Annotated in this window: 16 protein-coding genes; 13 read left to right on the forward strand and 3 right to left on the reverse strand. The window is 64.7% G+C overall.

Going from position 1 to position 19,714, the window contains the following annotated elements:
* Positions 1-78: 78 nt before the first annotated feature.
* The 9 genes from P3T42_RS22210 to P3T42_RS22250 all read left to right on the forward strand — a co-directional run bounded on the left by P3T42_RS22210 (position 79) and on the right by P3T42_RS22250 (position 10,355).
* Positions 79-870: an ABC transporter ATP-binding protein gene (locus tag P3T42_RS22210; RefSeq protein ID WP_074298039.1), complete on the forward strand. Its 792-nt coding sequence runs from the start codon at positions 79-81 to the stop codon at positions 868-870.
* A 34-nt stretch (positions 871-904) separates the two neighbouring features.
* Positions 905-1,957, forward strand: a complete 1,053-nt coding sequence (locus P3T42_RS22215) for a GlxA family transcriptional regulator (protein ID WP_074298041.1) — start codon at positions 905-907, stop codon at positions 1,955-1,957.
* 130 nt (positions 1,958-2,087) lie between these two features.
* Positions 2,088-3,329 (forward strand): aspartate aminotransferase family protein, encoded by a 1,242-nt coding sequence (locus P3T42_RS22220; protein ID WP_429307261.1) that lies wholly within the window; start codon positions 2,088-2,090, stop codon positions 3,327-3,329.
* 108 nt (positions 3,330-3,437) lie between these two features.
* A complete protein-coding gene (gene aruF / locus P3T42_RS22225; RefSeq protein ID WP_429307262.1) occupies positions 3,438-4,499 on the forward strand; it encodes an arginine/ornithine succinyltransferase subunit alpha in 1,062 nt (353 codons plus the stop codon).
* Entirely contained in the window at positions 4,496-5,536 is a 1,041-nt protein-coding gene (astA, locus tag P3T42_RS22230; protein WP_429307263.1) for an arginine N-succinyltransferase, read from the forward strand. The genes aruF and astA overlap by 4 nt, the downstream gene beginning before the upstream one ends.
* A 2-nt stretch (positions 5,537-5,538) precedes the next feature.
* Positions 5,539-7,002, forward strand: a complete 1,464-nt coding sequence (astD, locus tag P3T42_RS22235) for a succinylglutamate-semialdehyde dehydrogenase (protein ID WP_429307264.1) — start codon at positions 5,539-5,541, stop codon at positions 7,000-7,002.
* 9 nt (positions 7,003-7,011) lie between these two features.
* Positions 7,012-8,352: an N-succinylarginine dihydrolase gene (astB, locus tag P3T42_RS22240; protein ID WP_074298047.1), complete on the forward strand. Its 1,341-nt coding sequence runs from the start codon at positions 7,012-7,014 to the stop codon at positions 8,350-8,352.
* Complete coding sequence (gene astE / locus P3T42_RS22245) at positions 8,336-9,388, forward strand: succinylglutamate desuccinylase (protein WP_429307265.1); 1,053 nt, start codon at positions 8,336-8,338, stop codon at positions 9,386-9,388. The genes astB and astE overlap by 17 nt, the downstream gene beginning before the upstream one ends.
* Positions 9,389-9,560: 172 nt before the next feature.
* Positions 9,561-10,355 carry an ABC transporter substrate-binding protein gene (locus tag P3T42_RS22250; protein ID WP_074298051.1) on the forward strand — a complete coding sequence of 265 codons (795 nt, stop codon included), beginning with the start codon at positions 9,561-9,563 and terminating at the stop codon, positions 10,353-10,355.
* A gap of 178 nt (positions 10,356-10,533) precedes the next feature.
* Here the strand turns inward: P3T42_RS22250 and P3T42_RS22255 are convergent, their stop codons facing one another.
* The gene (locus P3T42_RS22255) at positions 10,534-11,271 is read right to left on the reverse strand and encodes an acetoacetate decarboxylase (RefSeq protein WP_074298053.1); all 738 of its coding nucleotides are present in this window, start codon (positions 11,269-11,271) and stop codon (positions 10,534-10,536) included.
* A 291-nt stretch (positions 11,272-11,562) separates the two neighbouring features.
* On the opposite strand from P3T42_RS22255, the gene P3T42_RS22260 reads away from it, so the two are divergent.
* Positions 11,563-12,960, forward strand: a complete 1,398-nt coding sequence (locus tag P3T42_RS22260; protein WP_429307266.1) for an EAL and HDOD domain-containing protein — start codon at positions 11,563-11,565, stop codon at positions 12,958-12,960.
* Positions 12,961-13,084: 124 nt separating this feature from the next.
* On the opposite strand, the gene P3T42_RS22265 is transcribed toward P3T42_RS22260, so the two are convergent.
* Entirely contained in the window at positions 13,085-14,542 is a 1,458-nt protein-coding gene (locus P3T42_RS22265) for an HDOD domain-containing protein (RefSeq protein ID WP_074298057.1), read from the reverse strand.
* Between the two features lie 94 nt (positions 14,543-14,636).
* On the reverse strand, positions 14,637-16,451 hold the full coding sequence (locus P3T42_RS22270; protein WP_074298059.1) for a putative bifunctional diguanylate cyclase/phosphodiesterase: 1,815 nt from the start codon (positions 16,449-16,451) through the stop codon (positions 14,637-14,639).
* A 321-nt stretch (positions 16,452-16,772) separates the two neighbouring features.
* Between P3T42_RS22270 and P3T42_RS22275 the strand changes: the two genes are divergently transcribed.
* The 3 genes from P3T42_RS22275 (at position 16,773) to P3T42_RS22285 (ending at position 19,557) form a co-directional block, all read left to right on the forward strand.
* Positions 16,773-18,104: an EAL and HDOD domain-containing protein gene (locus P3T42_RS22275; protein ID WP_429307267.1), complete on the forward strand. Its 1,332-nt coding sequence runs from the start codon at positions 16,773-16,775 to the stop codon at positions 18,102-18,104.
* A 256-nt stretch (positions 18,105-18,360) separates the two neighbouring features.
* Complete coding sequence (locus tag P3T42_RS22280; RefSeq protein ID WP_074298063.1) at positions 18,361-18,924, forward strand: peroxiredoxin; 564 nt, start codon at positions 18,361-18,363, stop codon at positions 18,922-18,924.
* A 168-nt stretch (positions 18,925-19,092) separates the two neighbouring features.
* A complete protein-coding gene (locus P3T42_RS22285; protein ID WP_429307268.1) occupies positions 19,093-19,557 on the forward strand; it encodes a hypothetical protein in 465 nt (154 codons plus the stop codon).
* Positions 19,558-19,714 lie beyond the last annotated feature (157 nt).

The following is a 19,714-nucleotide window of genomic DNA, read 5'->3' on the forward strand; positions in this document are numbered from 1 at the left end:
GCGGTCCTGCTGCGGTTCACCCCGTCGTCCCCGTCACCGTGGCGACACGACGGTCTGCATTCACCTTGGGAGAGCCACTTGCTCCACACGACTCAAACTGAAGCCTGCAAGCTCGCCGTGCAGGACATCCACAAGCGCTATGGCGATAACGAAGTGCTCAAGGGCGTGTCGCTGAACGCCAACAAGGGCGACGTGATCAGCATCATCGGCGCGAGCGGGTCGGGCAAGAGCACGTTCCTGCGCTGCATCAACTTTCTGGAACGGCCGAACGCCGGGCAGATCGTCGTGGATGGCGAAGCGGTGCGCACCAGGGCAGACCGTCAGGGCAACCTCGAAGTGGCCGACCACAAGCAGTTGCAGCGCATTCGCACGAAGCTCGCGATGGTGTTCCAGCACTTCAACTTGTGGGCGCACATGAACGTGATCGAGAACATCGTCGAGGCGCCGATTCATGTGCTCGGCCTGTCGCGCCGCGAAGCCGAAGAGCGGGCCCGCGAATATCTCGAGAAGGTCGGTCTCGCGCCGCGCCTGGAGAAGCAGTATCCGTCGCATCTCTCGGGCGGCCAGCAGCAGCGCGTGGCGATTGCCCGTGCGCTGGCCATGAATCCGGACGTGATGCTGTTCGACGAACCCACCTCGGCGCTCGACCCGGAACTGGTCGGCGAAGTGCTGAAGGTGATGCAGAAGCTCGCCGAGGAAGGCCGCACGATGATCGTCGTCACCCACGAAATGGGTTTCGCGCGCAACGTGTCGAATCATGTGATGTTCCTGCATCAGGGGCGTACCGAGGAAGAGGGCGTGCCCGCCGAGGTGCTCAGCGCGCCGCGCAGCGAACGTCTCAAGCAGTTCCTCTCCGGCAGCCTCAAGTAACGCGTTCGCCGCCGCCCCGCATGGCACGCCACTGATGGCCCGCACGCCCAGTCCGACCCGCACCGCCCAGGTAGCCATCGTCGCATTGCCGCCGGTGTCGATGTCGGGCGTCGGGCCGATTGTCGATGCGCTCAATCTCGCCAATGAGATCGACGGCCGCGCGCTGTACCGCTGGCAGGTGTGCTCGTGGGACGGCCGGCCCGTGCAACTGGCGGGCGGCGCGCAATGGCCCGCGGATGCCGCGTTCGGCGACGCCATTGCGTGCGACTGGCTGATCGTCGTCAGCGAGCGCTTCCAGCAGTTTGCCGACTACCGGCTGTTTCTCGCGAGCCTTTCGCGGGTCGGTCAGCGCACGCCGCTCGTCACCGGCATCCACCATGGGGTCTGGTGGCTCGCGATGGCGGGGCAACTGTCCGGCTATCGCGTGAGCGTCAACTGGGAAACCTACCAGCAGTTCTCCGAGCAGTTCGAACGCTCGATCGTCACCCAGCAGATCTTCGAAATCGACCGCGATCGCGCCACCTGTGCGGGCGGCCAGGCGACCGTCGACTTCATGCTGGCGATGATCGCGCGCGACCACGGTCCCGAACTGGCCGACCGCATCGCCGATACGCTCGGCGTCGGTGTGCTGCGCGCCGGCGAAGAGCGTCAGCGGATTCCGTTCGTCACCGCGCCGGGCGAGCGCCATCCACGCCTGAACGACGCGTTGCTGCTGATGGAAGCGAATATCGAAGACCCGTTGACCAGCGACGAAATCGCCGGTCTGGTCGGCGTGTCGCGGCGCCAGCTCGAGCGGCTGTTTCGCCAGTATCTCGGCTCGATGCCGTCGAAGTACTACCTGGGGCTGCGGCTCTCGAAGGCGCGCACGCAACTGCAGCGCACCAGCAAATCCGTGGTGCAGATCAGTCTGGCGTGCGGGTTTTCGTCGGCGGCGCACTTTTCTAACGCTTATCGCGAGCGTTTTGGTGTGACGCCGCGCGAGGACCGCCGCAACTGGATCGAAAAACAAACCGGCGCGACCGGCGGCGCGGCGAGCGAGCCGCGCCCGGCCGCGTTGATCGAACGCCCCGATGAAACGGAGCGCTAGCCGCCTGCGGCGCCGGCTACGGCCGCCCGCGGCGACAAGCCCGATAGAACCCGTCGCGTATGCGCAAGACGTTTCGCGCGGGGTTTCCTAAACTAACGGTACTACCTGTTACCTGTAACGAGGACTTGCCATGAACGACCACGACCTGACTGTGACACGCCAGACCTTCGACGAAGTGATGGTGCCGGTGTTCTCGCCCGCCGCCTTCGTGCCGGACCGCGGTCTCGGGTCGCGCGTCTGGGATACGCAGGGCCGCGACTATATCGACTTCGCCGGCGGCATCGCCGTCACGGCGCTCGGCCATGCTCACCCCGAACTGCTGAAGGTGCTGGCCGAGCAGGGCGGCAAGCTGTGGCACATCGGTAACGGTTACACCAACGAACCGGTGCTGCGCCTCGCCAAACGCCTCGAAGCGCTGACCTTCGCCGACCGCGCGTTCTTCGCCAACTCCGGCGCCGAAGCCAACGAAGCCGCGCTGAAGCTGGCGCGCCGTGTCGCCTTCGACCGTCATGGCGTCGAGAAGGACGAAATCATCTCGTTCACGCAGTCGTTCCACGGCCGCACGTTCTTTACCGTGAGCGTCGGCGGCCAGCCGAAGTACTCGGAAGGCTTCGGTCCGGTGCCGCAAGGCATCGTGCACCTGCCGTACAACGATACCGAAGCGGCCCGCAAGGCGATCGGCGCGAAAACCTGTGCCGTGATCGTGGAGCCGATCCAGGGCGAAGGCGGCGTGATTCCGGCGGACCCGGCCTTCCTCAAGGCGTTGCGCGAAGCCTGCGACCAGCACGGCGCACTGCTGATTTTTGACGAGGTACAAACGGGTGTGGGCCGCAGCGGCTATTTCTACGCGTACGAGGACACGGGCGTGACGCCGGACATCCTGACCACCGCGAAGGCGCTCGGCAACGGTTTCCCGATCGGCGCCATGCTGACCACTGAGGCGCTCGCGGCGCACTTCAAGGTGGGCGTGCACGGCACCACGTACGGCGGCAATCCGCTCGGCGCCGCCATCGCGGAGAAGGTGGTCGAACTGATCAGCGATCCGAAGCTCCTCGAAGGCGTGCGTTCGCGCAGTGTCGCGCTGAAGGACCATCTTGCGAAGCTCAACGAGCGCTTCGGCATCTTCAAGGAAGTGCGCGGCAAGGGGCTGTTGATCGGCGCGGAGTTGACCGATGCGTTCAAGGGCCGTGCGAAGGATTTCGTCACTGCCGCCGGACAACATGGCGTGATCATGCTGATGGCCGGTCCGGACGTGGTGCGCTTCGTGCCCTCGCTGATCATGCCGCTCGACGATATGAACGAAGGCTTCGCGCGACTCGCGAAGGCGATCGAAGCGGTGGTCGGCGCCACGGCTGACGCGCCGGCACGCTGATGCGCGGCGAGCGGCGTGCTGTGCCCGGCGAACAGCGCGCCGCATCACGCCGCGTAGGTATCAATGCTTGCTTCACCGCTTGAACCCTCACTCACCACTGGAACGACGATGCTCTTCGTACGCCCCGGCCGCCTCGCCGATCTCGATGCGCTCGAACACATGGCGCGCACGGCTCAACCCGTGCTGCACTCGCTGCCGCATGACCGCCGTGCCCTCGAAGCGCGCGTCGCGCTGTCGGAAGATTCGTTTCGCGCGGAAGTCGATTTTCCGGGCGAGGAGTTCTATCTGTTCGTGCTCGAAGACAGCGAGACCGGCAAGTTGCTGGGCACCGCGAGCATCGTCGCGGCCGCCGGTTACTCGGAACCGTTCTACGCGTTTCGCAACGACGCGCTGATTCATGCCTCGCGCGAGCTGCATGTGAACCGCAAGATTCACGCGCTGACCATGTCGCACGAACTCACCGGCAAGAGCCGGCTGGCCGGTTTCTATATCGACCCGTCGCTGCGTGGCGACGCCGCCGCGCATCTGATGTCGCGCGCTCGCATGATGTATATCGCCGCGAATCGCAAGCGCTTCACCTCCGAGGTGTTCTCGCTGCTGCTGGGCGTGACGGACGACGAGGGCGTGTCGCCGTTCTGGGAAGCGGTGGGCCGCAAGTTTTTCGGCCGCAACTTTGCCGACATCGAAATCGAATCGGGCGGCCGCAGCCGCACCTTTATCGCCGAAGTGATGCCGAGCTATCCGGTCTACGTACCGCTGCTGCCGGAGTCGGCGCAGCGCGTGCTGGGCGAGCCGGATGAAAAGGCCTTGCTCGCGTATGAGATCCACCTCGAAGAAGGCTTCGAGACGGACCGCTTCGTCGATATCTTCGATGCGGGTCCGGTGCTGACGGCGCAGATCGACCGCAGCGCCTGTGTCACGCGCAACGAAACGCGTGCGGTGCATGAGGCCGGCGGCGCCCAGCTTGGCGCCACTTATCTGATCGCCAGCAACCGCACGGGCGAGTTCCGCTGCGTGCTGGCCGATCTGCCTGCTGAGAAGAAGGGCGGCGCACCCTTGCCGCAAGCCGTGCGCGCGGCGCTCGGCGTGCAGGACGGCGACGCGGTGCGCTGCGTGCCGCTGCATCGGCAGGAAGCACAGCCGGATGACCTTTCGGGAGAAGCACAATGATCGTCGTTCGCGTCGTGCAGACGGGCGATGTGGACGCGCTCGTCGCGCTCGCTCAGGAGACCGGTCCCGGTCTCACCACCTTCAAGCCGGATCGCGATGCGCTCGCGGCGCGCGTCGCGCGCTCGCGCCGCACGATGGAAGACCAGGCCGAGCCGCATGAAGCCGGCTATTTCTTCGTGATGGAAGATACGGCAACCGGCGACGTGGCGGGCGTGTGCGGCATTGAAACCGCGGTGGGCCTGGAGCAGCCGTTCTACAACTATCGCGTGAGCACGGTCGTGCATGCGAGCCAGGACCTCGGCATCTGGACACGGATGCGCGCGCTCAACATTTCGCACGATCTGACCGGCTATGCCGAAGTGTGCTCGCTGTTCCTGAGCCCGCGCTATCGCACGAGCGGGGTGGGCGGTCTGCTGTCGCGCTCGCGTTTCATGTTCCTCGCGCAGTTCCGCGAGCGGTTTCCGCAGCGTCTGTGTGCGGAGTTGCGCGGCCACTTCGATGCCAATGGCACCTCGCCGTTCTGGCGCGCGGTCGGTTCGCATTTCTACCAGATCGATTTCAACGCCGCGGATTATCTGAGCTCGCATGGCCGCAAGGCCTTCCTCGCCGAGCTGATGCCGCGCTATCCGGTCTATGTCGAACTGTTGCCGCAGGAGGCGCAGGACTGCGTGGGCCTCACGCATAACGACACGATTCCCGCGCGCCGCATGCTCGAATCCGAAGGACTGCGCTACGAGAACCACGTCGATATCTTCGATGCGGGTCCGGTGCTGGAATGCCATATCGCCGACTTGCGCACGGTGCGCGAGAGCGTGGTGGTGCCGGTCGAGATCCTCGCGCCGGGCGCCGCGCCCGCGCCGCAGGATGGGCCGAAGTCGCTGGTGTCGAATACTTCGCTGGGCGATTTCCGCGTCGGCGCCGCCGCGGGCGTGCCGCAGGACGGCGTGTTCCGTCTGACGGCCGAAGAAGCCGCGGCACTCGACGTGAAGGCAGGCGACCCGGTGCGGGTGCTGCCGTTGAAACACAAACAAGGATGATCATGACCGAGCTTTTCATCGACGGCGAATGGGCCGCCGGCACAGGACACGTATTCGCCTCGCGCAACCCCGGTACGGGCGCGACGGTATGGGAAGGTCATAGCGCCTCCGCGGACGACGTCGACCGCGCCGTGCGCAGCGCGCGCCGTGCGTTTGCAATGTGGTCGGCGTTGAGCCTCGATGAGCGCTGCGGGATCGTGCGCCGCTTCGCCGCGCTGCTGACCGAGCGCAAGGAAGCGCTGGCCGAAGCGATCGGCCGCGAAACTGGCAAGCCGCTCTGGGAAGCGCGCACGGAAGTCGCGTCGATGGCGGCCAAGGTCGAGATTTCGATTCAGGCCTACAACGAGCGCACCGGCGAAAAGCGTGCGCCGATGGCCGACGGCACGGCGGTATTGCGGCATCGTCCGCATGGTGTGGTGGCCGTGTTCGGGCCGTACAACTTCCCGGGCCATCTGCCGAACGGGCACATCGTGCCGGCGCTGATTGCGGGCAACGCGGTCGTGTTCAAGCCGTCGGAACTGGCGCCCGGCGTGGCGCGTGCGACCGTCGAAGTGTGGCGCGAAGCCGGCTTGCCGGCGGGCGTGCTGAACCTCGTGCAAGGCGAGAAGGATACCGGCATTGCGTTGGCGAATCATCGCCAGATCGACGGCCTGTTCTTCACCGGCAGTTCGGACACCGGCACGCTGCTGCACAAGCAGTTCGGCGGCCGTCCGGAGATCGTGCTGGCGCTGGAGATGGGCGGCAACAATCCGCTCGTCATCGGACCGGTGGCGGATCTCGATGCCGCCGTGCATCACACGATCCAGTCGGCGTTTCTGTCGGCGGGGCAGCGCTGCACCTGCGCACGCCGTATTTTCGTGCCGAACGACGCGTTCGGCGACCGCTTTATCGAGCGCCTCGCGGAGGTGACCTCACGTATCGCGGTGGGCGAATACAACGCCGAACCGCAGCCGTTCATGGGCGCGGTGATCTCGGCGCGTGCCGCGCAACGCCTCGTTCAGGCGCAGGCGCAGTTGCTCGAAGCCGGTGCGAAGTCGCTGTTGACGATGGAGCAGCGCGACCCGCAACTCGGCTTTGTGACGCCGGCCATTCTCGACGTCACCGGCCTGCAGGATCTGCCCGACGAAGAGCACTTCGGACCGCTCGCGCAGATCGTCCGTTATGCTAACTTTAACGACGCCATCGAGCAGGCCAACGACACCGAATTCGGCCTGTCCGCCGGCCTGCTCGCCGACGACGAAACGCTGTGGACGCATTTCCAGCGCGCGATTCGCGCCGGCATCGTCAACTGGAACCGGCCCACCAACGGCGCGTCGTCCGCGGCGCCGTTCGGCGGCACGGGACGCTCGGGCAACAACCGTCCGAGCGCGTATTACGCAGCCGACTACTGCGCGTATCCGATGGCCTCCGTCGAAAGCGCGCAACTGCAAATGCCCGCGAGCGTGTCGCCGGGCCTTCATTTCTGAGGATCGACGATGCAAGCCACTGAAGCCAATTTCGACGGGCTCGTCGGCCCGACGCACAACTACGCCGGCCTGTCGTTCGGCAACGTTGCGTCGCAGAACAACGAGAAGTCCGTCGCCAATCCGAAGGCCGCTGCGAAGCAGGGGCTGCGCAAGATGAAGCAGCTTGCCGACCTCGGTTTTCATCAGGGCGTGCTGCCGCCGCAGGAGCGGCCGTCGATGCGTCTGTTGCGCGAGCTCGGCTTTTCCGGCGACGACGCCACGGTTATCGCACGGGTCGCGAGGGATGCGCCCGAACTGCTTGCCGCAGCCAGTTCCGCCTCGGCGATGTGGACTGCGAATGCGGCCACGGTCAGCCCCTCCGCCGACACGCACGACGGCCGCGTGCATTTCACGCCGGCCAATCTGTGCAGCAAGCTGCACCGCGCGATCGAACACGAATCGACGCGCGGCACGCTGCGCGCGATCTTCGCGGACCGCGACCGTTTCGCCGTGCATGAAGCGCTGCCCGGCACGCCGGCGCTCGGCGACGAAGGCGCGGCCAATCACACGCGCTTCTGCGCGGAATATGGCGCACGTGGCGTGGAATTCTTCGTTTATGGCCGCAGCGAATATCGTCGCGGACCGGAGCCGAAGCGCTTTCCGGCGCGGCAGACCTTCGAGGCGAGCCGCGCGGTGGCGCAGCGTCATGGTCTTGCTGAAGCAACTACGGTCTACGCGCAGCAAAATCCCGACGTGATCGACGCAGGCGTGTTCCACAACGACGTGATCGCGGTCGGCAATCGCAACACGCTGTTTTGCCATGAGCTCGCGTTCGTCGAGCAGAAAGCGGTGTACGACGATCTGCGCGCGAAGCTCACCCAGCTCGATGCGAAGTTCGACGTGATCGAAGTGCCGGACGCGCAAGTGAGCGTGTCGGATGCCGTCACGTCGTATCTGTTCAACAGCCAGTTGCTGACGCGTCCCGACGGCAAGCAGGTGCTGGTGGTGCCGCAGGAATGCCGCGAGAACGCGCGCGTCGCCGCGTATCTGGATAGCCTGACCTCGCGTAGCGGCCCGATCGACGACGTGCTGGTGTTCGATCTGCGCGAGAGCATGAAGAATGGCGGCGGCCCGGCGTGCCTGCGTCTGCGGGTGGTGCTGAGCGAGGCGGAACGCGCCGCGGTGACGCCTGGCGTATGGATCAACGACGCGCTGTTCGGCCACCTCGATGCATGGATCGAAAAGCACTACCGCGATCGTCTCGCGCCGGCCGACCTGACCGATCCGAGCCTGCTGCGCGAATCGCGCACGGCGCTCGACGAACTGACGCAGATTCTCGGCTTGGGTTCGCTGTATGACTTCCAGCGCTGAGGCCGGCATGAGCGCGCTACTGAGCGATTTTCTCGCGTATACGCTGGCCGGCACGCGTCCGGTAGAAGGTGACGCGCACGGCGTCTGCGCCAACGGCGTGCGGTGGACGTGGCTGGACGACGGCATCCTGCAACTCGAACCGGCTGCGGCTGCAGCGGCGGACGTGCGCAGCGTGCTCGCTTCGGCCGGCGTGCACGGCGATGAAACCGCGCCGATCGAATTGCTCTCGCGACTGGTGCGCGATATCGCAGCAGGGCAGGCGACGCTGGTCTGCCGTCTGCTGGTGATCCTCGGCAACGTCGAGGCGATGCGCGGCGCGTGCCGCTATCTCGACGACGACCTGAACCGCCTCTTCAGCGGCCGGCATGCCCAGGTGCCGCACAGTCACGAAGCGCCGCGTGCGGTGGCCCTGGAACGCGCGGCGACGCAGTTCTTCGCCGGCAGCTCGTATGCGCCCGGCGCGCGCTGGCATATCGACATGCACACGGCCATCCGTGCCTCGGTGTTCGAGCAGTTCGCGCTGCTGCCGCATACCGGTGCGCCGCTGTCGCGCGCGATGTTCGAATGGTTGCGCGATGCCTCCATTGCCGCCGTGCTGCTGCACACCACGAAAGGCAACACGTATTCGCATTTCACCGCGCATGCGTGTGGCGCTGAAGCCTGCACGCTCGAACTCGGTAAGGTGCGGCCGTTCGGCCAGAACGACCTGACGCGTTTCGCGGGGACGGACAAGGCGCTGCGTCACCTGCTGGCGGGTGTCGAAGGCGATGCGGCGGTGCCGTTGCCACGCGTGTTCACCGTGATCGACCAGATCACCAAGCAAAGCGACGCCTTCGAAATGCTGATAGCCGCGGACGTGGCGAATTTCACGCCGTACGAGCAGGGCACCTTGCTTGCACGCGATGGTGAGTACCGCTATGCCGTGCGTCATGCGCAAGAGCGCATCGTGTTTCCGAATCCCACTGTGAAGCCTGGCTTGCGCGCCGGTTTGCTGGTGGTGGAGACGACCGAGGAAACGCTGGCCGCGCTTGCCTGAGCTTGCCTGAGCGAGCCGCGTCCACCCGCCGACCCTGTACAATCCCGCCCTCGCGGCGGCTGCGCTGCACCACGTCGGCCGCGTGAGTTTGAATCGCAGCTTCGGCGCTGCAGTCATGCAGCGCAGATTCAACTCTGTTTGATTTCATACCAGTAGAAGAGGAAGACACCGAATGAAAATGAATTGGCGAAACATGGCCGCGCTGGCAGTTTTTGCGTCGGCAACCGCAGCAGCAGGCAGCGCATCGGCAGCCGACATCAAGGAAATCCGCTTTGGCGTCGAAGCGTCCTATGCTCCGTTCGAATCGAAGACGCCGGCCGGTGAACTGCAAGGCTTCGACATCGATATCGGCAATGCGGTGTGCGCCAAGCTCAAGGCGAAATGCGTGTGGGTCGAGAACTCGTTCGACGGCCTGATCCCCGCGTTGCAGGCCCGCAAGTTCAACGCGATCAACTCGGACATGACCATCACCGAGCAGCGCCGCGAAGCGATCGACTTCACCGATCCGATTTACACGATCCCCAACCAGATGATCGCGAAGAAGGGCAGCGGCCTGCTGCCGACGCCGGCATCGCTGAAGGGCAAGCACGTGGGCGTGCTGCAAGGCACGATCCAGGAGACCTACGCCAAGGCTATCTGGGCGCCGGCCGGTGTCGACGTCGTGCCGTATCAGACGCAGGACCAGATCTACGCCGACCTGGCCTCGGGTCGTCTGGATGCCGCGTTCCAGGACGCTGAAGCCGCGTCGAAGGGCTTCCTGACCCGTCCGCAAGGTGCGGGCTTCGAATTCGCCGGCCCGCCGGTCAGCGACGCGAAGCTGCTGGGCGGCGGCGTCGGCTTTGGTATCCGCAAGGGTGACAAGGCGCTGAAGGACGCGCTCAACGAGGCGCTCAAGGAGCTGAAGGCGGACGGTACGATCGACCGCTTCGCGGCGAAGTACTTTAGCGTCAAGGTCGTGCTGAAGTAACGATGCAGGCATTACGCGTCACGAGGTGACCCGCTTGCAAGGCGGCGCGCGTATGCGCCGCGCACAAGCTGCAGGATGGATCGAAGCCGGCCGCTTATGCGGCCGGTTTCGTTTGCGGCGGCAGCGGATGGGCACACCGGCCGCTGCTTTTGATGTGTCCGCGTTTTGCGGATTCAGACTACTTCAGATAATCGAACGCGACTTCACCAAGGCCGAGCGTCAAATCCGCGAGCAGGTGGCGGGCTTCGACAATCTCGAGTACCGGCAATTCGGCAACCGGCGCCAGCGCATGGGGCGAAAGTTGCAGCGAGGCGGGGCCGGTCCATGCGCCCTTGAGGTCGATATCCTGCAGGTAATAGCGGACCAGTTCGCAGACGCGCGGCGAACCGTCGACGTGCGGCACGACCTTCAGCAGGAAGTTCGGCGCTTCCAGACGCTTCTTCTGCTGCACGAGATCGAGCTGGCGATGCTTGTAGCCCATCGTGCCGGTGGCGATGCGCACGGGACCGTAGTCGAGCGTGCCGACCAGCGTGTCGGTATGCACTTCGAGTACCGGCTTGGCAAGCTTCTTCGGAAAGCCCCACAGTTCGCGACCGCCGGCGATGGGCGGATGGTCGTCGAGATACATGGCCAGCGTATAGCTGCCGGCGACACCGTTGTAGGAGACCGGAATCACCTGGCCGCTCTCCGTGTAGTCGCCGAAGCCGGTCGAATCGGGCATGCGGATGAATTCGTAATGCACTAGCGGCTCGCCCACCTGCAGCGGCTCGGGCACAACGGCGCGCAGTTTGTCCGGGTCGGTGCGGTAGGTGATGATCAGAAATTCGCGGTTGATGAACCGGTAGGGGCCGATCGGGAACGCCGGGCTCGTAATCGGCATGGCGAAGGCATTGGACAGCACGCTTTTGACATCCATGGTTTTTCCTTGGTGGTTAAACGCGGGTTGGAACGCTTCTGACTTCTGCACTGCACAAGAGTATCGTCGATTCGCCGCTTGCCGGCAGCGTCGAATTGAGAATTGAATATTTTTGGAAAATGACGGCTTGTCACGCCTGAGCCCAGCGGCCTGCGCTAAAATTGTCAAACGTCGTAAAGCGGCGTCGTACGGCGTTTGCAGCCGTGTTCCGGGTCTAATTTCGGACGCGATCACGCCGCATGCCAGAACAGAAAACAGCAGTGAGCGCAGGGCGCTTATCGGGGGAGTGGAATGACCAGCAACGAAGTCGACGATCCTAACCGGGGCGGCGCGACATCCGGCGGGACGGACGGCGTACCAGTCAAGGCCTGTTTCGCCCGTCAGCCGATTCTCGATCGGGACGGCATGTTGTGCGGCTTCGAACTCAAGCTGCATTGCGTGCCTGAAGCGCCGGCAGGCGAGGGCGCGGCCCATGCGCCGGCCAGGCCTGCGGACGCGAACGCGAATACCGCCGAGGCACCGCAACCAGGCGCCGCCGTCGTGCCTTCGTTGACGCAGTCGGTGGTCCGCGCATTGCTGAATTCAGGTGTGCGCGGCGCGCTGGCCGGTCACCCCGGTTATCTGGACGTGAGCCGCGAGATGCTGTTCGACGACGCGCTTGAACTCGTGCCGGCCGAGCGCTTCATGTTCGAAATCCAGCCCGATATCGAAGTGGACGATGCCCTGATTGCGCGCATCGTCGTGCTGCACGCGCGGCGCTACCGCTTCGTGCTCGACGCCGTGGTCATCCCCAACGACACCTTCGCCCGTCTGCTGCCGTATGCCGAGGGCGTGAAGATCGATTTCCCGCAGATCTCGCGGGCCTTGCTGCCGAAGCTCGCCACCGTGCTGAAGTCGGCGGGCAAGTTGCTGATTGCGGCGGGCATCGACACCCAAACGGATTTCGAAACCGCGCTCAATCTGGGCTTCGACAAGTTTCAGGGCTATTTCTTTGCCCGTGCTCACACCGCGACGCTGCGGCGCGTGAGTGCGCCGCGTCACGCGTTGCTGAACCTGCTGCAGTTGCTGGCCGGCGACCCGACGGTCGCGCAACTCGAAGCCGAACTGAAGCTGAACCCGGTGCTGGTGATGCACCTGATGAAGCTGGCCAATTCGAGCGGCCTCGCGGTCGGCCACAAGGTGACGACGCTGCGCGAGGCGATCAACGCAACCGGCACGAACCGGATTGCCCGCTGGACGCAACTGCTGCTGTATGCGGACGGCCGCAAGGTCGCGCTGGAAGACGATCCCTTGCTGCAACTGGCCGCCACTCGCGCGCGCTTCATGGAACTGGCCGTGCTGCGCCTGCCGGAAGCCGGCCGCGACGAAGCCGATGCGGCATTCCTGACCGGGGTGTTTTCGTTCGTGGATGCGGTGTTCGGCGGTTCGCTGGAAAACACGCTCAACGTGCTGACCTTGTCGAAGCCGATCCAGGCGGCGATCCTGCACCGCGAAGGTGTGCTGGGCTTGCTGTTGTCCGCTGTGGATGCGCTCGAGCGCGGGGCGTGGACGGAGATCGAAGCCGCATGCGTGCGGCTCGCGCCGTTGACGGTGAGCGAAGTCGCGGAGCTTGGGCTGGCCGCGGCGGCGTGGGCAGGCGTTGCAGATCGCAGCGCCGAGGCAAAAGGCTTGGAGCGTATCGAGGATTAACCCGGGAGGATTAATCTCGGAGGACTGACCCGGAGGATTCGCTCCGGCAGTCCAGCGAAGGGGGCCGCGTCCGGGTTTCGGTGCGCGGCGCTGCAGTCCGGTGGTGACCGGGCTGCTTACCCCTTCACAGCATCTCCATCTCCTGCATCGGCGCGTGGGAAAAAAAACGCCCTAACTCCCGCGCCAGTTCGTTCAGGGCCGCCATCTCTCCCTGCGAAATCCGCCGCGCCTCGTCGGCCTGGCACCAGTCGCCATACAGCAGCGCGACGGTCGACTGATTTTCGCCCATCACCGGCAGCAGCACGAACGAACGGGTATCGGCGAAGCTGCGCCGGAACCACTCCGGCAGGCGCGCCACCATCTTCGGGTCGCGGGCATTTTCTATAAAGATGCCCACCGAGTTGGCAATGGCGAGATGAAACACGTCGGGCTCGAACGCCGTATTGAACGACAGACCCGGCAACGCAGCCTCGATCTTCGGACCGAAGCCCATGCGCGCCTTGAACATGCCGCTGCTGTGCCGCACGAACATCACGGTGCGCGCGAAGCCGAGACCCGCATGCACCGTTTCGGACGCGAGCGCGAGCGCGGCCGAGAGCGCACTATCGGATTTCAGCGCGCGCAGATCTTCGACGCCCGCGCTGATGCGCGCCTCGGGGTCGAGCGCTTCGCGGGCGATCGCATCGGCGTTGGCGCGCAGCTCGACAATCTCGCGCATCACGCCTTCGCCGTCTTCTTCGCGGGCGAGCGCGACGCTCATCTCCACCAGCACGTCCGGGTCGGTGTTCAGGGCCCGGCCGTAGCGGAGCGCGAGCTCGGCGATGCGCGCCTCGCGCTGCCAGTCGGGCATGTTCGGCGTGGTCAGGACGCTCGCGACGTCGGTGGAGTAGTTGGTGATGGCGCGCAGCCACAGCACCTGCTTCGGCTCGTCGGTGTCATGCGGGTCGAACTCGCCCATGCCGGCGCGGATCATCTCCGGCAGGCGCCAGCGCACCGCGGCTTCCGCGCCGATCTCGTCGAAGGTGACGCCGAGCACGGCGGCGCAGGCCTCCGCTTCGTCGACATTGGTTTCGATCTGGCGGCGGATCTGATCCCACTCGGTGTCGAGATAGAACACCACCAGCAGCTTGCCGATCTGCCGCATCAGCGTGCAGACCACCGCTTCTTCGCCGGCGCGCAGGTCGCCGCGCTCGGTGAGCTTGCGGGCCACACAGCCCGACAGCAGGGTGCGGTTCAGTTCGAGCTTCGCGTCGATCCGGCGCGGCACGCTGTGATGGAAGTGATCGACGATCTTCAGGCCGACCACGAGGTGACCGACCGCGTCCATGCCGAGCACCATCAGGGCGCGCGACACGGTGGTGATATTGCCGCCGAAGGCCATGTACATCGCCGAGTTGGCGAGACGCAGCACCTTCTGGGTCAACGCAAAATCCGACAGCACGACCTGCACGAGACCCGAGAAGTCGAGATCGTCGTTGTTCATTGCAGCCATGGTTGTGCGCAGCGATTGCGACAGCATGGGGAAATCGCCGCGCTCGCTCATTCGAGACCAGAGCCTGTCGAGCACCGCTGCCTTTACCATGTGAATCCCGCTAAAGCCATACCTGTTCCAGTGAGTGGCAGACCGGCGCGAAGCCGGTGTGCGATGCGCAAACGCCTGTTCTGCCGGGGCTGCATCAGGCCGCTTCGTGCAGATGCAAGGTGCGCGCCTCGAAGCGCTGCGCCAGTTCCTCGGATGGCAACGCCTTGCAGACGAGCCAGCCCTGAATATGATCGCATCCCATCTCGGTCAGGAGCGTGCGCTGTGCTTCGGTTTCCACGCCTTCCGCGACCAGTTCCAGGTCGAGTGTCTGCGCAAGACCGACGACCGCGCTAACGATTGCCTGATCGTTCCGGGAGGTTAGCAGATTCTCGACAAAACTCCGGTCGATCTTCAGCTTGGCGAGCGGGAATCGTTGCAGGTACGCGAGACTCGAGTAGCCGGTGCCGAAGTCGTCGACCGCAAACCGGATGCCCATGGCGGTCAGGTCTTCGAGCAGCCCCTTGGCATGCGCCGGGTCGTGCATCAGCAGGCTTTCGGTGATCTCGAACACGAGGCGGCGCGGGTCGATCCCGGTCAGCGCGATCGCTTCGTGCACGCTGTCCTTGAAACGCGGGTCGCGGAACTGCTGCGGCGACACGTTGACCGCGACGTACTGGAGCTTGATGCCGCGGGCGTCCCACTGGATCAACTGCATGCAGGCGATCTTGAGCACCCAGTTGCCGAGGTAGTTGATGAGGCCGACGGACTCCGCGAGCGGAATGAACATTGACGGCGGCACCAGTCCATGCACCGGATGCAGCCAGCGGATCAGCGCCTCGACTCCCACCACGCCGTGGCTCTGGCTGCTGGTGATGGGCTGGAAGTGCAGCGAGAACTCGCCGTTGCGCACGCCGTCGTAGAGGTCGGCTTCCAGCTTCAGGCGTTCGGCGTCGGCCGGGTTGTCGTCCGGCACGTAGAACGCCAGCGTGTTGCCGCCGGCCGCCTTGGCCTGCAGCAGGGCATGGTCGGCCCAGCGCAGCAGGTGATTGTCGCGCGCGGCGGTGTCGTTGGCGTGATGCACGTCGGGATAGAGCGCAATGCCGATGCTCGCCGACAGGTGCACCTGCTGGCCCTTGAACACGTACGGTTGCTGGATCGCGGTGAGCAGGCGCCGGGCCAGCGCTTCGGCGGCGGCGACAGCGTCGGTGCGGCTCGCCGCCGCCGGCACCAGGATGGCGAACTCGTCGCTCGCCACCCGGGCGATCTTTTCGCCCTGGGTCGCGGTATTGGACAGCCGGCGCGCCGTGTCGCGCAGCATCTCGTCGCCGGCGTCGTAGCCGAGCGCGCGGTTCACGCGCTGGTAATCGTCGATGTCGAGCAGCAGCAGGGCGGCGGGCGTACCGTGCGCGTCGGCTTGCTGCTGGGCGTCGAGCAGGGCCGGCACCAGCGCGGACTGATTGGCGAGGCCCGTCAGGCGGTCGTGATGCAGCGCGTGCGTGAGGCGCTCTTCGGTGGCGCGCCAGGCGGAGACGTCGAAGCCGGCAATTGCGAAGCCTTCGATGCCGTTATGGCTGCTGCGCACGACGCGCAACTCGACGGTGACCGGGTAGGTCAGCGACTTGATCAGGTCGAGCGTGGTTTTTTCGACGCCGCCGGTGGCCGACGCGCGGGCCAGCAGCGTGTCGAGGCGTTCGATGTCGGCGGGGGCGACCAGGTCGTGCAGGGTGATGGTTTGCAAATATTCGCGGTGGTAGCCGATAAAGCGCAGGCTCGCCTCGGACACGTAGAGGAAGTGCAACTCCCGGTCGACGTGGGCCAGCAGGTCGACCGCACCGACGGCCTGCTCGAGGGGCGAGCGGCTGGCGCTCGGCTGGGGTAAGCCGTCCGCGCGGCGGCCTAACGCACGGACCCGGTCAATGACCGTGCGCAAGGAGCCCCGGCGGGGCGCGGTGATCCTGTTCGCTTCCATGTTTCTCGCTGGCAACCTGTGTTCGTCTGCAGGCGGTACGGCTCACTTCCGCCGGCCCGGCACGGATGGCCGGGAGGTATGAAGCCGCCTATCAGAACGAGATAACGACCTATTTGGCAAAATCTTTAGCGGTTACTGCAAAAGTTACGGTAAAAAAACTCAATGTAATGATTGACGCTTCCGGTGCCCGACCGATGCCTTGCGGATTCAGTTAAAGTGGCGCGGTTGGCTGTCCGTTATTGATAGCAAGCCTGACCTCGAAGCGGCCGTGGCAAACCGCGTCCGTTGAGCAGCCTTTCTGAATTCATGCACCGATGAGCCATGTCTGATCCGTTCTCTGCCCGGTCCAAGCCCGGGCACGTCAAGGTGCTTGCACAATCCGCCCAGGACGCTCAGGTGGCGGCTGAGGCGCCTTTTGTCTATCTGGGACGCCAGCCGATTCTCGACCGCAGCGGCGCGCTGAACGCCTACGAACTGCTGTTCCGCGCCGGTGCGCACAACTATGCCGAAGTCAGCGACGATGCGCAGGCGACCGCTCAGGTGGTGGCGCGCACGATCGGCGGGATCGGCGTTTCGGCGGTGCTTGGACATCACCGCGGCTATGTGAACATCGGCCGCGACCTGTTGTTCGACGACATCGTGCATCTGATGTCGCCCGAGCGCTTCGTGCTCGAAATTCTCGAGACGGTCAGTTTCGATGCGCAACTCGTGCGGCGGCTCGGCGAGCTGCGCCGCGCCGGCTTCCAGGTGGCGCTCGACGACGTCAGCGAACTGACGGAGGGATTACGCTCCGTGCTGCCGCATACCGATATCGTCAAGATCGACTTTCTGGTGACACCCCGCGAGGCCCTGCCGAAGCTGGCCGCTGTGGTGCGCGCCGAGGGCAAGACGCTGATTGCCGAGAAGGTCGAGACGCGGGAAGACTTTGCGCTGGCGCGCGATCTCGGCTTCCATCTGTTCCAGGGATACTTCTTCGCCCGCCCGCAGGTGCTGACCGCGCCGCGCAACCGCTCGTCGCGCCAGGCGCTGCTGCGCCTGCTGGCGTTGCTTGCCAGCGACGCCGGCATTATCGAGCTCGAGGCGGAGTTGAAGCTCAACCCGAACGTCGTGGTGCAGTTGTTGCGCCTCGTCAATTCGAGCGCGTTCGGTCTCGGGCGCAATATCGCCTCGTTGCGCGAAGCGATTATCGCCACTGGCACGCGGCAGATTGCGCGCTGGGCCCAACTGCTGCTCTATGCGGACGGCGGCGACCTGCCGTGGCGCTCCGATCCGCTCGTGCAACTGGCCGGCACCCGCTCGCGTTTCATGGAACTGGCGGCGCGCTGGCTGCGTCCGTCGGACGAGGACTTTGCGGACGCCGCGTTCATGACCGGGATTTTTTCGCTGGTGCACGTGGTGCTGGGGACGACGCCTGCCGAGGCGCTCGACAAGCTAGGGTTGGCGTCGCAGATCCGCGATGCGATCGTCGAGCATAGTGGGGCGCTGGGCGCGCTGCTGAAGATCGCCTCGGCTGCCGACGAGCGTGCCGACTCGGCGTCGCTTGCTACCGGCACGGAGGCGCCGGACGGTTTCGAGGCACTGACGCCCGAGGTGCTGGCGGAGTTGAACCTGTCCGCGGCGGCGTGGTTCGGCGCGCATGCGGGGATGGAGTAGCGGGCCCCTTACGCGGCCGTGCTCCGGCCGCTTCCCTTGATATGCATTGCATGACGACACGCTTGCGCCAGCAGTACGTCATACCGGCGTTCATGCCACTGGCCGGGGCCTGGTTGCGGGATGACCCAGCGTGCTTTGTCGGGACGTGGTCCAATAGCGGATGAGTCATGGCTCGACGTGTCAGCGGGAGGCACGCGGGGGCATGACTTCATTCATTGCACGGACCAACGTGCGTCAACGCCTGGAGGAGCTTGAGATGAAACGAAAGTTTATGCCGGTATTGCTGGCGACCGTATTGTCGGCGGGGTTTGCGCTGCATTCACTGACGGCGTCTGCGACGCTCAAGCCTGGCGACACGGCACCGGATTTTACGACTCAGGCATCGCTCGGCGGCAAGACTTACACCTATACGCTGGCGGACGAATTGAAGAAGGGGCCGGTGGTGCTGTACTTCTACCCGGCGGCCTTCACGAAGGGTTGCACGATCGAGGCTCATGAGTTCGCGGATGCGGTGGACGAATACAAGAAGTACGGCGCGACGGTGATTGGGGTGTCGCACGACAACATTGACACGTTGACGAAGTTTTCGGTTAGCGAATGCCGCAGCAAGTTCCCGGTCGCGGCCGATGCGGATGCCAAGGTGATTGGCGCCTACGACGCGGGGATGCCGATGCACAATTCGATGGCGAACCGGGTGTCGTATGTGATTGCGCCGGACGGCAAGATCATTTACGAGTACACGAGTTTGTCGCCGGACAAGCACGTTGAGAACACGCTGGAGGCGGTGAAGCAGTGGGCGGCCACGCATAAGGCGCAGTGAGGGCGGGGGTGATTGATGCCTTGCGGGCGGCTGGATGGTTGTCTTGCGTTTGTGGTGCTACCGCGCTGGGTGTGCTGGTTACTGGATGATGCAATAGTTTCTTGCTGATGATCCCGCGGACACGCCGTGCTACGCTGATGGCCGGTTTGTTTTGCGGGGTGATTCGAGATGCCTATCGTTGTGGGTCTGGCGGTGCTCGGCGGGCTGATTTATGGCGCGGTGTGGTCGTTTGATGCGTTGTCGGCGCAATTTGGTTTGGGTGTGGCGGTGGGGGCTGCGGTGGTGGTGGCTGCTTTAGTGGCGGCGGCGGTTGTTTATTGGCTGCGGCGCCGGCGCGAGGTGGCGGCGAATATTCATGACGGGGATTGGACGCATGAATTGAAGGCTGAATGGGGTGGGGTCCGGCTGGCTGCCGGGAAGAGGTTGTGTAGCGTGGATGTTCATGGTGTGCGCGGGGATTATATTTTTGCTGATATTCAGGGCGCTGACGTTGAGGCTGCCGATCAGGGGTTTCAGCTTGTTCTGAAGGTTCGGGATGCTAAGTGTCCTGTCTGGATGCTGCCCATGCGGGGTCAAAGCGAAGCCCAGCAGTGGAAGAGGATCTTTGCGTTGGCTGTTGAGCAGAGGCTTTGATGTTTTTTGCCTGCGGCGCCTTGGTTTTGGCTGTTTTCTTCGGGTGTTGGCCTTTCCTTGCATTCTTATCGGTCTATTAGCTTCGCCCCTGTGCGGGGCGGCACTTACTTTCTTTGCCGCCGCAAAGAAAGTAAGCAAAGAAAGCGGGCTCACACCG

The organism is Paraburkholderia sp. GAS38 (genome assembly GCF_050434965.1).
GTDB classification, from domain to species: Bacteria; Pseudomonadota; Gammaproteobacteria; order Burkholderiales; family Burkholderiaceae; genus Paraburkholderia; species Paraburkholderia phenazinium_A.